Here is a 13,687-nt window from a genome sequence, read left to right as displayed (position 1 = left end):
TGAAAAAAGGTTTGTAGCATAGTGCTGCAAACCTTTTTTATTTGACGACATAATTTCATGCAATACAACTTCTACATTAAATAACGTAAATAAATGTAAGCATGTGATAACAATAGCGCAATGATCGTTAAGGGGAAACCGATTTTTAAGAAGTCCATATAAGAGAACCCATGTCCTTCACGTTTTGCAATACCAGCAACGACTACGTTTGCTGATGCTCCAATTAATGTTCCGTTGCCTCCTAGGCAAGCTCCAAGTGATAACGCCCACCATAGTACTTCAATTTGCGGAGAATCGACAGATAGTCCGAGTCCTGTAGCTAAATCTTGAATAAGTGGAATCATCGTTGCGACAAATGGGATGTTATCAATTGTCGCAGATGCGATGCCAGATACCCATAAGATAAGTATAGCAGCGAAACCGATATCGCCATTTGTTACGTCGAGTACTTCTTTTGCGAGTGAAGAAATAAGTCCGATATCAATTAATCCGCCAACGAGAACGAATAGTCCAGCGAAGAAGAAAATTGTTACCCATTCAACGTGGGCAAATACATCTTCAATATCATGTTCTTTCACACCGATTAACATAAGAAGTGTAGCACCTGTCATCGCAATAACGGCAGCGTCTACATGAATAATAGAATGAAGTACAAAGCCTAAAATAGTTAGTCCTAAAATCGTAATGGATTTTAAAAGGAGGCTCTGATCTTTAATATAATCTTTTTCATTTAATGCCATTAGCTTTTCGATTTGCTCAGGCGTTGTTTTTAGTTTGTTGCGATACATGAAGTAAATAATGCCAAGTGTAACGATAGAAATAATGATTACGATTGGAGCTAAGTTTAGTAAAAAGGCATTAAAGTCTAAATGCTTATTAGCTGATCCAATCATAATGTTCGGCGGGTCACCAATTAATGTTGCTGTTCCGCCTATATTTGAAAATAGTACTTCTGAAATTAAATAAGGAACAGGATTTACTTTTAAAATACGTGTAATGGATAGTGTAACAGGTACGATTAATAATACGGTTGTTACGTTGTCCAAAAATGCAGAACCGACAGCAGTTAATAGGGATAGTAATAATAAAATGCGGATTGGTTTTCCGCCAGCTGCTTTTGCTGCTTTTATGGCTACAAATTCAAATACGCCTGATTGACTCGTAATATGTACGAGAATCATCATCCCAATTAAAAGGGTAATCGTTTCCCATTGAATATGCGATGTGAAAGCAGTATGTAAATCTACAATTCCAAAAATAATCATAATAGCAGCACCGAATAGTGCGATTACAGCACGATTCAATTTCTCAGAAATAATAAAACCGTACGTGACTAAAAATACGGCAATTGTAAAATAATATTGCCAATTTGCTACTTCATGTGCTGATTGTTCCAATCATGTCACCTTCTTTAAAGTATGTATTCAATTGTCGAAATGTATCTCGCTGTATTAATACGGGATAAAATATATTGTAGCAAATTCAAAAAAGAAAGAAAACTATTTAACAAAGTGAAGGAAAAAATGTGATTTTTACATATCATATAAAAAATATAAAAAACACAGTGCAAATTATTAGGAAAAGTGGGCGTTGTCCTCTAATATAGAGATAGCAATTTACATTATTTTTGCGTAAAATGGTTTAAAGAGGTGAATTCCGATGGAAATAGTAAAAGATAGTTCTCTTATTCAAAATGAAATTGAACGTTTTGTAAATAAAGATGTATATATTCATTTAGAAACGACGAATGGAGCGTATGCGTCACACTTTAATGAAAAGATGATGACAGTAGGAGCATTCATTCGAAATGCAATTATTCGCTTTGAGCGTGGGAAAATAACTGGAACAAACCCATACCGAGTTGGTTTGAAAATGGATCATGGCTGGGTATATGCAGAAGGCATTACGCACTGGGAAGTAGACGATAAAGAGCGTTTATTACTAGCAGGGCATGATAACCAAGGCCGCTTAGCGGTAGCGCTTGAGCTAAGCTTAACGCCATTTAAGTAAGAAGGAGGGAAACTTATGGAGAGACATGTACTTGTTGTATTTCCGCATCCAGATGATGAAGCATTTGCTGCGGGAGGAACAATTCGCTTATTAACAGATCAAGGAGTACCTGTAACGTACGCATGTGGTACTCTTGGACAAATGGGACGTAACATGGGGAAAAACGTATTCGCTAACCGTGAAACGATTCCAAATATACGTGAAAAAGAATTAAAAGATGCATGTGAAGCGATGGGGATTCAAGATTTAAGAATGCTCGGTTTCCATGATAAAACGTTAGAATTTGAAGATGTTGATTTTGTTGCCGATAAAATCGAAGCGATTATTCAAGAAGTAAATCCATCTCGAATTATTACATTTTATCCAGAACACGGCGTACATCCGGATCATGATGCATTTGGCCGCGCTGTAGTTCGCGCTGTATCACGTATGCCTAAAGAAGAACGTCCAGCCATTCATGCGGTTGCGATTACGAGAAATCGCGAAGCAGTACTCGGTGAACCGGATGTTGTAAATAATATTAGTGAAGTATTTGAACATAAATTAGCTGCACTAGGCGCGCATCGTTCACAAACGGAAGCGATGCTAGAAGAAACGCATGCAAAAATAAAAAACAAAGACGCAGCAACATTAAAATGGCTGCAACTTGAACAGTTTTGGACTTATAAATGGGAGTAGGCTAGAAGGGTACCTTCTAGTAGCTCTTACATAGAAAAAGCGCCGTCACTTGTGATGGCGCTTTTTGTGCTATTGTTTCGTATTAGCCAAATACATGAGCATGTGGAATTTTTCGTCTCTTACATGATAATCGAAATAAGGTCCTGGATCTGTACAGTAACCGATATTTTCATTTTGCATGATTTGAAATCCGTTAACTGATAAATTTTCTTCTAAGTATTTTGGATGTAAAATATGCTCATGGGAATTTGGATATAAGGCTGAAATATTTTTCAAGGATTTGGCCGAGTTATCATAATACGAGTATCCACCGACAATTGTTGAACTGTTATGTAAATAGTTTTTTAGAACATGACTTGGGAACTCTGGGTTGAGCAGTGAAAAATCAGTTATTGTAAAACTATCCACAAAAACATCGATGCTAAGCGGTTTCAATGGTAGATTTAAATCGGAATTCAAAATATAAAGGACGCGTGGCTTCGGATTCACACGCTCAATTCTATTTCTCACCTTCTTGAGCATTGCAAGCGAATAGCCACTGAATACATAGTTTGCGCTTGGTTCAAGAACATCGATATATTTAGGTAGTGATACAAAAGCATCAACGTTTGTTTCCACAATTAATTTGTTTTTCAAATCTATATTTTGTAGAACTTTTTGAAATCGAAAATTACTTTTTTCAAATAAGTTAATCATTTTGGGATTGATCTCTTTAATCGTTTCTTTATCGTAAAAATAAGATGGATAAGGAGACGTCTCGTACAAGTTCGCGGTAATGATAATACCCTCCTCGATAGCTGCTTCGTATCCACAGCTACAAGTTAAACTCCCCGTGTGAATGTAGACTTTTTTAATCGTTACATCTTTCATTTCAAGTGGAATGCGGCATTTTGGACAATAGAGAAAATTTACAAAGTCAAGCGGGATTCCTGTAATACTTTCTTCTTTGGATGAAGGCGAGCTAGTTTGAACCGCTTTTTCAATCAATTGGATAGCTTTTGATATGTCTTCTTTTTTCTTGGTTAGCTCGTCCTTTTTATCAATGAGCGAGTTGTTGTAGTAGTCGATATCCTCATGGTCCGAGAAGTTTGTGACACGTCGATATGATAAAATTCGTTGGATTTCTATCAATGAAAAATGAAATTTTTTCAGCTCAGTAATAAAAGCCATGTCGTCGAAACACAATTGGTTCATTTGATACTGAGTGTTTTTTTTGTCTGGTATTAATAATCCTAGTTCAATGTAATAACGAACGGTATCAGTCGTAACATGAAAAAGCTTCGCAAATGTACCAATTTTCATAGATGTACCCCCCAATGAAAAAAGTGGAGTTACTCCACTTTTTTCGCAAAATGAATTCAAAAAACTCTCAAATAGCTATTGACTTGGAGGAAACTCTAAGTCATATTATTAACTCGATAAGTTTGAATATTAAGAATATTTTTGACTGTATTGTAACATACATGTCACGAAGGGAGAAGGATTAGCTATGGATAAGATGGATCATATGGATACACTCTCACTATGGACAGCGACTGCAAACAGATATGACAAAGGAAAACCTCTTGAAGGAAATGAAGAGGCGGATGTTGTCATTATTGGCGCAGGTTTCACAGGTCTCTCTTCTGCATATCATTTGCAAAAGTTAGGGAAGAGTGTCATTGTCCTTGAGCAGGAAACAATCGGATATGGCGCAAGCGGTCGCAACGGCGGGATGGTATTGCCAGGCTATAAGTCAACGATGCAGGAGCTTGCCAAGAAGTATGGTGCCGAAGAGGCGAGGCAGCTTAACGATCTTTCTCTGCTTAGTGTTGAATTAGTTAAAAACATTATTGACGAGCATCAAATCAACTGTAACTTCAGAAAGACAGGTCACATTGTGGCGGCTTACAAAGCCAAGCATTTTGAAGGGTTGAAACTTGAAAGTGAATACTTAAACAAAAATTTTGGATATGACTGTAGCGTGCTTAATCGAAGTCAGTTGCATCAAGAAATTGATTCCCCGCAATATTATGGTTGCTTAGTCGACGACTCGAGTTACTCGTTCCAACCGCTGAACTATGCAATTGGTTTGGGAGAAGCAGCTAAATCGATCGGTGCAAAAATCTTTGAGCATTCGAAAGCACTATCTATTGAGTACGGCCGAAATAGTGTGAAAGTTATTACAGAAAAAGGTACTGTTACAGCGAAAGACATTATTGTGGCTACAGATGGTTACTCCGGAAAAATTATGGCTGAATTGAATAAAGGCGTACTGCCAATTTCGGCACGTATTCTTGGTACTGAACAGCTTCCAGAATCATTGGTGAATAGCGTCATTCCTAAAGATCGCATGGTTTTTGATACAAGCAGTTTCCTTTACTATTTCAGGCGTACACCAGATAATCGGATCATATTTGGCGGTGGCGATATTCGTCCAAACTTAGGTGATGCTGTTTATCAAAATGTTTACGATGCCATGGTTAAAATAATGCCAAAACTAGAAGGAAGCAAGATTGATTACAGGTGGGGTGGATTTATCGGGGTTACAATTGATACGTTCCCGGTTATCGGTAGATCCAAAGAAGGCGCATATTTTGCAACGGGTTATACGGGACATGGCGCGTCTCTCTCGACATTGTTTGGTAAGTTATTGGCACAATGGATCGTTACGGGGAGTGCAGGTGGATATCGATTTGAAAAAGAACGCCTTAAATCATTCCCATTCTATAATCAGAAAACGATGCTGGTCAATATAGCACATATTGGTTTCAAACTGGTAGATATTATCGCGTAAAGGAGAGGTGTTTATGAAAATTAACATGTTCATTGACGGGAAATGGGTAGAAGCATTATCGGGTGCTAGACGAAACATTATCAATCCTGCAACCGAAGAGGTTATCGCAACGTCTGCTCATGGATCAGCAGATGATGCGAAGATAGCAATTAAGGCGGCTCGTAAAGCGTTTGATAGCGGGATCTGGTCGGATTTATCGGCTGATGAAAGAGCTGACTATCTATATAAGATTGCAGACCGTCTTGAAGAGAATACAGCTGAAATTGCCCGTTTGGAAACTGCAAATAACGGTAAGGTTATCCGTGCAACAACCTATGTAGATATTCCTGTATCGATTCAATGCTTCCGCTATTATGCTGACTTGATTAAAGGTATGAAAAAGGAATCTTACACTCGTGATGATGCTTCAGAAACGATTATTATTCATGAACCGATTGGTGTTTGTGGACTTATTGTACCTTGGAATTTCCCGCTTATGTTAGCTGTTTGGCAAATTGCTCCTGCACTTGCCGCAGGGAATACAATTGTAATTAAGCCTGCTGACGTCACTCCTGTAAGTGTATTCAAATTATTTGAAATTATCGAAGAGGTTGGACTTCCGGATGGAGTAGCAAACTTAGTATTGGGACCTGGTTCAAAGGTTGGGAATGAGCTTGCAGAGAGCCATGATGTCGACAAAATTGCCTTTACTGGTGGAACAAAAACAGGTCAAAGTATTATGCGCGCAGCTGCAGGCAATATGAAAAAAATCACACTTGAACTAGGTGGTAAATCTCCACTTATTGTGTTCGACGATGTGGATTTTGAAACCGCAGTTGATAATGCGATGTTTGGTATTTTCCACAACGCTGGGCAAGTTTGTTCAGCTGCATCTCGTTTACTTGTACAAGAGACTATTTATGATAAGTTTGTTGAAAGATTGGCCGAGCGTGCGAACAAAATTGTAGTTGGCAACGGGGAAAGTGAGAATATTGAAATGGGAGCGCTTACAAACGAGTCTCATATGAATGAAGTTTTACATTATATTCAGAGAGGAATCGAAGAAGGTGCAAAATTAGTTTGTGGTGGTAAGCGCTTAACAGAAAATGGGCTCGATCGAGGGTTTTTCATTGCACCAACAATCTTTGCTGATGTAAATGAGAATATGTGTATTGTGAAGGAAGAGATTTTTGGCCCAGTCCTTGTTGTACAGAAATTTAAAGATGAGGAAGATGCCATCCAAAAAGCGAATGATTCTATTTATGGATTAGCCGGTGCTGTATTTACGGAAGATATGGACCTGGCAAAACGTGTCATTAGTAAATTGCGTGCGGGAATTACTTGGATTAATAGTTATCATCTCGCTTATGTGGAAGGTCCTTGGGGAGGGTATAAGCAAAGTGGCATCGGCAGAGCGTTAGGTGTTGCCGGACTGGAGCACTTTATGGAAACGAAGCAAATCAATATCCACCAGCATGCAAATCCGGTAGGGTGGTATGCGAATTAATTGAGCAAAACGTGCTATATAAATTATTTATAAGGGGATATGCTCATGAAAATAGTGGACAACGGTCCGTCATCAAAAATAGAGCAACCAGAAGTAATGAATAAGCCGGTGGATGATTCAGTGCTAGGAACCAAAAGTATTCCGTTACTATATTTACGGTTTGCTTTGGCGGGAATTATGGCTAACGTAATTTTAGGAGTTGTATCGGTTGTTGATGGCTATTTCGTCAGTGGCTTTCAGGAGCTGGAAGTCGAAGGGATCGGAATTGGATTTACGGTCATGGTTATTACCCGTATGATTGGTGTTCTTTTAGGTGTGGGAGCCGGAGCGGTCATTTCACTTCGACTGGGGAAAGGGAAAATCGAAGAAGCTAGAAGTATTATGGGACAAACTTTATGGTTTACTCTTTTCCTATCTTCTTTGTTAGCTATACTTGGGTTGGTCTTTGAAAATGATATTATGATTTTATTCGGAGCAAGTGATGAAGCACTTCCGTATGCGGTGCAATATAGCCGACTGCTATGGATTTCGTTGCCATTAACGATATTGGCCGTTGTATTAAGTATTTTAGCTAATATCGATGAAAAGCCTATATTATCAATGAACAGTTGGTTAGTCGCAGCGGTTGTTGCTGGGAGTATGGAATGGATTATGGTAGTGAAGTATGACATGGGGATGATGGGTTCTTCATGGGCTAATACGATTTCGCAATCGATTCCTGTTCTCCTAATCTTTTATTTCTGGTTTGGTAAAACAAAACTTAAGCCAAAAATGAAAGATATGATGATTAATCTCAAGAAGATTGGTGAAGTGGTTTGGACGGGCTTTGCATCTTTCTCGAGTCAGTTCATGATGTTTATTGCAATTATTTTCACCAACAACTTACTGCAAAGCTACGGTGGTGGTCTACACGTTGCAGCTTTCACGATTCAAAACGGTTATATTACAAATCTCCTCGCCTTAGCAGCGCTTGGTGGGATGACAGGGCTTCAACCGATTATTAGTTATAATTACGGTGCGGGCAACCTTGATCGTGTGAAACAAGCAATTAAGATGGGACTCATTTTTACAGTTTCCTTCTTTGTAATCGTGACAGCCATACTAGTCATTTTTGCAGATCCAATTGTGTCATTTTTTTCCGGTGGTAATCCTGAATTGCAAAAACTGGGCATTTGGACGACAGTTGTATTCAATTGTTTGTTTACGCTTAGTGCAGTTAGCCTGCTTATCTCCGGTTATTTCGAATCGCAAGAGAGAAACTGGTCCGCAACGTTTATTAGTGTAAGCAAAATATTGTTGTTCATGTTACCGTTTCTATTTATTTTCCCGAAATTCTGGGGTGTAGAAGGTGTATGGTACGCTGCTCCTGCTGCAGAAATTCCAGGTGTTCTCATTGCCATATACTTTATGAAAAAAGAGTTTAAACGTTTAAAAAATCCAAGTGTTAAGGCAGTAGATTTATAGACTTATTCCTTCAAAATTATCAATACGAAAGAGAGAGGATTGTCATGTTTTTTGCGAAAAAACTTACAGCAGAAGAAGCAGAGCAACTAGGTGCCAACGCATGGGAACCGTGGGTAGGCGAACCGAATAAAGGAACGTGGCATGTAGAAGATCAGGAAGTTTTCTATGTGACAGGTGGTGAAGTGTTTATTACTGTTGATGGGGAAAATTATCATATTACAAAGGACTGGATCGTTTCCTTGGCTAAGGACCTTGTTTGTGAATGGGATTGCCCAGTATTTTTGAAAAAGAATTATAAGATGAACCATGAGATCCATCTGAAATAATGTGAACTGGGGAGTGGACAAATGCTAAGCAGATGACTGCTCCTGCGTATTCAATGAATAAGATTAATAATGTTGAAGAAATGTATGTAAATAAGTTTACATACCGTCAAATGAATGCGCTTTCTTTTTAGGGGCGATAACATAGGACGGTTATCTTAAAATAGGAGGCTTCACCATGGTAGTAATGAAAAATGTACAAACGTTGAAAAATTATATTGGCGGACAATGGATAGAATCCACAAGTAAGCAAGTTGAAGATGTACCAAATCCAGCAACAGGAGAGAATATTGCTCGTGTGCCTCTTTCGACTAAAGAAGATTTAGATAGAACTGTAGCAACTGCGAAAGAAGCATTCAAAACATGGAGAAAGGTCGCTGTGCCTCGGCGTGCTCGGATTCTATTTCGCTATCAACAGCTATTGATTGAAAACTGGGAAGAGTTAGCTAAACTCGTAACCTTGGAAAACGGAAAAAGTTATAAGGAAGCATACGGTGAAGTGCAGCGGGGGATTGAATGTGTTGAATTTGCCGCAGGCGCACCCACTTTAATGATGGGAGAGCAACTTCCCGATATTGCTACTGGTGTTGAATCAGGGATGTATCGTTATCCGATCGGAGTAATCGCAGGAATAACGCCATTTAACTTTCCGATGATGGTGCCATGCTGGATGTTTCCACTCGCGATTGCATGCGGGAATACATTTGTATTAAAACCATCTGAAAGAACACCGCTATTGGCTAATCGCATAGCTGAACTGTTTAAAGAAGCAGGTCTTCCAGATGGAGTACTAAATATTGTGCATGGTGCACATGACGTCGTTAACGGCATTCTTGACAATGAGGATGTGAAAGCTGTATCTTTCGTTGGTTCTCAACCTGTGGCTGAGTATATATATAAAACAGCAGCAGCTAACGGTAAACGTGTACAAGCTCTTGCAGGGGCAAAAAATCATTCGATCGTATTAAAAGATGCGGACCTTAGTTCTACAGTGAAAGAAATTACAAGTGCTGCCTTCGGTTCAGCTGGTGAACGATGCATGGCAGCGGCTGTTGTTGTCGTGGAAGAAGACGTTGCAGATGAGCTCGTTAATAGACTGCTTCAAGAGGCTAATGCAATTACGATTGGTAATGGTCTGGAAGAAGGTGTTTTCCTTGGTCCCGTTATTCGTGAAGTACATAAAGAGCGGACACTCGGATACATTCAATCCGGTGTAGAGCAGGGAGCGACACTTATTCGTGACGGACGTGAAGACGATGTAGCAAACAGCCAAGGTTATTTTGTTGGCCCAACGATTTTTGATAACGTGACAGAGGAAATGAAAATCTGGCAAGATGAAATTTTCGCACCGGTTCTTTCTATTGTACGCGTAAAAGACTTGATGGAAGCGATTCATGTTGCTAATGCATCACCATTCGCAAATGGTGCATGTCTGTACACAAATAGCGCGAAAGCTATTCGTGAATTCCGTGAAGAAATTGATGCAGGTATGCTTGGGGTTAATCTTGGAGTTCCTGCTCCAATGGCATTCTTCCCGTTCTCAGGTTATAAGAAATCTTTCTATGGTGATCTCCATGCAAATGGAAAAGATGGCGTAGAATTCTATACTCGCAAGAAAATGCTTACGGCTCGTTATTGAAAGAGTGATGTAAAACCATAAAAAGATAGAATGGAGCTGGTGATTGTGCAAGCGACAGAACAAACACAAAGTTTGAAAAAAACAGATGAAAAGTACCTTTGGCATGCGATGAGAGGAGCAGCCCCTAGTCCAACGAATTTAATTATCACAAAAGCAGAAGGGGCATGGGTGACGGATATTGATGGAAACCGTTATTTAGACGGTATGTCTGGTCTTTGGTGTGTGAATGTTGGATACGGCCGAAAAGAGCTTGCAAGAGCGGCGTTTGAGCAGCTTGAAGAAATGCCGTATTTCCCTCTGACTCAAAGTCATGTTCCTGCTATTAAATTAGCAGAAAAATTGAATGAATGGCTTGATGATGAATACGTTATTTTCTTTTCTAACAGTGGATCGGAAGCGAATGAAACAGCGTTTAAAATTGCTCGTCAATATCATCAACAAAAAGGTGATCATGGACGCTATAAGTTTATTTCACGCTACCGGGCTTATCACGGTAACTCAATGGGAGCTCTTGCAGCAACAGGTCAAGCACAGCGAAAGTATAAATATGAACCACTCGGGCAAGGATTCCTGCATGTAGCACCGCCTGATACGTATCGAAATCCAGAGGATGTTCATACACTGGCAAGTGCTGAGGAAATCGATCGTGTCATGACATGGGAGTTAAGCCAAACAGTAGCCGGTGTGATTATGGAGCCAATCATTACTGGGGGTGGAATTTTAATGCCTCCTGATGGATATATGGAAAAAGTAAAAGAAATTTGCGAGAAGCACGGTGCGTTGCTCATTTGTGATGAAGTTATATGTGGATTTGGACGAACAGGGAAGCCGTTTGGATTTATGAATTATGGCGTCAAACCAGATATCATAACAATGGCAAAAGGTATTACAAGTGCGTATCTTCCTTTGTCAGCAACAGCAGTTAGACGAGAGGTTTATGAGGCATTCGTAGGTAGTGATGATTATGATCGCTTCCGCCATGTAAATACGTTCGGAGGAAATCCTGCTGCTTGCGCTTTAGCTTTGAAGAATTTAGAAATTATGGAGAATGAGAAACTCATTGAACGTTCCAAAGAATTGGGTGAACGACTGTTATATGAGCTAGAGGATGTAAAAGAGCATCCAAACGTAGGGGATGTTCGCGGAAAGGGCCTTCTTTTAGGCATTGAACTAGTGGAAGATAAGCAAACAAAAGAACCGGCTTCCATTGAAAAGATGAACAAAGTCATCAATGCTTGTAAAGAAAAAGGTCTAATTATTGGTAAAAATGGTGACACTGTTGCAGGTTACAATAATATTTTACAGCTTGCTCCTCCATTAAGCATCACAGAGGAAGACTTTACTTTTATCGTTAAAACAATGAAAGAATGTTTAGCTCAACTTTAATTAATTATTGATAAATCTTGTTAAAAAGCGGATGAGCCTATTAGGAGATGTAACTTTAAATACTGAATGAATTACTCGAAAAGAGTAATTCCGAAAGGGTTGAGTTTATGAAAGCTGATGTTGTATTGATAAATGGAGAAGTTATTACAGTAGACCAAAAGAATGCAGTAGTCGAAGCTGTCGCAATAAAAGATAATCAAATCGTAGTTGTTGGCTCAAATCAGGAGGTTAAGAGTTTTATAGGAGAAAACACGGATGTAATTGACCTGCAAGGGAAAACGCTTCTTCCTGGATTCATTGATTCCCATCTCCACATCATTTCTCATGGACTAAATCAGTTGGCTGTCAGTTGTAAAGCTGAACATATTGATTCTATCGATGCTTTATTAGATGATCTGAAAAAGAAGGCCTTAGAAACGCCAAAAGGTGAATGGATACGTGCTTGGGGCTTTAATGAAACCGCTGTGGAGGAAAAGCGTTATCCAACAATTACTGAGCTGGATGAAATTTCAGTTGAACATCCTATTATTATAACTCGTACTTGTCACCACATAAGCGTGGTGAATAGCAAAGCATTAGAAATTGCGCAAATTAACGAGAACACACCGGATACGAGTGGGGGAGTTATTGAAAAGAATCAGGCAGGAAGGCTTACAGGAAAGTTAATTGAAGCAGCAAATATGAGTATGAGCGAGGTTGCAAGTTATACAGAAAGTGAAATGATGAAGGCTGTGAAAATTGCATCAGATCATTTCGTTGCAGCTGGCATAACAAGTATACATGACGCAGGTGGAGATGGACCGGAGAGTTTTCGTTTACTACAACGAGCTGTGAAGAGTAGGGATATTCGTGTCCGAATATATGCAATGATATGTCAAATAAATAACTCTCATGAATTTGTTAATAAAATGGTCGAAGCTGGTGTGGTAACTGGTACCGGAGATGAAAGATTCAAAATCGGACCAGCTAAATTGTTTACAGATGGAAGTAGCACGGGGCCTACAATTGCAACCCGTAAGTCATATTCAAGTGACCCTAACAATTACGGCATTCTTTATTATAGTGAGGAAGAAATCTATAAGGTTTTAGGTGAAGCGCATAAAAAAGGCTATCAAATCACTGTACATGCACAAGGTGATAAAGCTATTGAAATGTATTTGAATTGTGTAGAAAGGGCGCTAGAGGAATCACCAAGAAAAAATCACCGTCATCGAATCGAGCATGCGGGAATTTCTTCACCAGATTTACAAGAGAGAATGAAAAAACTCGAGATGATTCCTATTCCAAATCCTCCATTTCCATATGAATTCGGAGAGATATATGTAGAGCACTATGGTGATCGCGTTAATCACATGTACGCTGCTCGTGATTTTATTGATCGTGGCATCATTGCAGCAGGTAGTTCGGATGCACCAGTTACTGACTATAATCCTTTATTAGGAATTCATGTTGCTGTCAATAGAAAAACTAAGTCTGGAATAGAGGTTGGTGCTAATCAATCTATAAGCGTAATGGAAGCTATTAAACTATACACATGGAATGGTGCTTATGCGAGTTTTGAAGAAGAGATAAAAGGAAGCATAGAGGCCGGAAAACTGGCGGATTTAGTTATATTAAATGACAGCATTTTAAGTGTCAATCCAAACCAAATTAAAGATTTAAAAGTAGAAACAACAATTATTGATGGTGAAATTATTTATCAAAAAGAACAATCAGTGAAAATGTAGCAATAAAAAAACGCCCCTTCAATTGTGAGAATGATTTTAACAATTGAAGGGGCGTTTCAGTTGTTTAGTTGCGCTTTTCAAATCGTATTAATTTTCCGAGAGAATTGAAAGGATATTCGTCTACTAACAAATATTCAGATTATGAACACTAGAAAATGAACACAACCTATCATATAATTGAAAGACTATATTTTAAAA

The 13,687-nt window shown here is 39.0% G+C and carries 11 protein-coding genes; 9 read left to right on the top strand and 2 right to left on the bottom strand.

Going from position 1 to position 13,687, the window contains the following annotated elements; translation table 11 throughout:
* Window positions 1-71: 71 nt before the first annotated feature.
* Entirely contained in the window at window positions 72-1,397 is a 1,326-nt protein-coding gene (locus DN408_RS16995) for an ArsB/NhaD family transporter (protein WP_002014220.1), read from the bottom strand.
* A gap of 262 nt (window positions 1,398-1,659) precedes the next feature.
* On the opposite strand from DN408_RS16995, the gene DN408_RS16990 reads away from it, so the two are divergent.
* Both DN408_RS16990 and bshB2 read left to right on the top strand, forming a co-directional pair.
* On the top strand, window positions 1,660-2,010 hold the full coding sequence (locus tag DN408_RS16990) for a YojF family protein (RefSeq protein ID WP_000407039.1): 351 nt from the start codon (window positions 1,660-1,662) through the stop codon (window positions 2,008-2,010).
* A gap of 15 nt (window positions 2,011-2,025) precedes the next feature.
* Window positions 2,026-2,688 carry a bacillithiol biosynthesis deacetylase BshB2 gene (gene bshB2, locus DN408_RS16985; RefSeq protein ID WP_000439465.1) on the top strand — a complete coding sequence of 221 codons (663 nt, stop codon included), beginning with the start codon at window positions 2,026-2,028 and terminating at the stop codon, window positions 2,686-2,688.
* Between the two features lie 69 nt (window positions 2,689-2,757).
* Here the strand turns inward: bshB2 and DN408_RS16980 are convergent, their stop codons facing one another.
* Window positions 2,758-3,990 (bottom strand): MerR family transcriptional regulator, encoded by a 1,233-nt coding sequence (locus DN408_RS16980; RefSeq protein ID WP_002185253.1) that lies wholly within the window; start codon window positions 3,988-3,990, stop codon window positions 2,758-2,760.
* Window positions 3,991-4,177: 187 nt separating this feature from the next.
* On the opposite strand from DN408_RS16980, the gene DN408_RS16975 reads away from it, so the two are divergent.
* The 7 genes from DN408_RS16975 to DN408_RS16945 all read left to right on the top strand — a co-directional run bounded on the left by DN408_RS16975 (window position 4,178) and on the right by DN408_RS16945 (window position 13,489).
* The gene (locus DN408_RS16975) at window positions 4,178-5,464 is read left to right on the top strand and encodes an NAD(P)/FAD-dependent oxidoreductase (RefSeq protein WP_147740261.1); all 1,287 of its coding nucleotides are present in this window, start codon (window positions 4,178-4,180) and stop codon (window positions 5,462-5,464) included.
* 13 nt (window positions 5,465-5,477) lie between these two features.
* A complete protein-coding gene (locus tag DN408_RS16970) occupies window positions 5,478-6,950 on the top strand; it encodes an aldehyde dehydrogenase family protein (protein WP_002128396.1) in 1,473 nt (490 codons plus the stop codon).
* Between the two features lie 45 nt (window positions 6,951-6,995).
* Entirely contained in the window at window positions 6,996-8,414 is a 1,419-nt protein-coding gene (locus DN408_RS16965; RefSeq protein ID WP_016127359.1) for an MATE family efflux transporter, read from the top strand.
* A 44-nt stretch (window positions 8,415-8,458) separates the two neighbouring features.
* Window positions 8,459-8,740 (top strand): cupin domain-containing protein, encoded by a 282-nt coding sequence (locus DN408_RS16960; protein ID WP_078178868.1) that lies wholly within the window; start codon window positions 8,459-8,461, stop codon window positions 8,738-8,740.
* Between the two features lie 175 nt (window positions 8,741-8,915).
* Window positions 8,916-10,376, top strand: a complete 1,461-nt coding sequence (locus DN408_RS16955; RefSeq protein ID WP_078178869.1) for a CoA-acylating methylmalonate-semialdehyde dehydrogenase — start codon at window positions 8,916-8,918, stop codon at window positions 10,374-10,376.
* 30 nt (window positions 10,377-10,406) lie between these two features.
* The gene (locus DN408_RS16950; protein WP_161793966.1) at window positions 10,407-11,762 is read left to right on the top strand and encodes an aspartate aminotransferase family protein; all 1,356 of its coding nucleotides are present in this window, start codon (window positions 10,407-10,409) and stop codon (window positions 11,760-11,762) included.
* 107 nt (window positions 11,763-11,869) lie between these two features.
* Complete coding sequence (locus DN408_RS16945; protein ID WP_002128391.1) at window positions 11,870-13,489, top strand: amidohydrolase; 1,620 nt, start codon at window positions 11,870-11,872, stop codon at window positions 13,487-13,489.
* Window positions 13,490-13,687: the final 198 nt, after the last annotated feature.

Source organism: Bacillus sp. AR13-1, assembly GCF_008042285.1.
GTDB lineage: Bacteria > Bacillota > Bacilli > Bacillales > Bacillaceae_G > Bacillus_A > Bacillus_A mycoides.
Note: the sequence above shows the minus strand (reverse complement) of the source record. Positions and strands in the feature narration are given on the sequence as shown.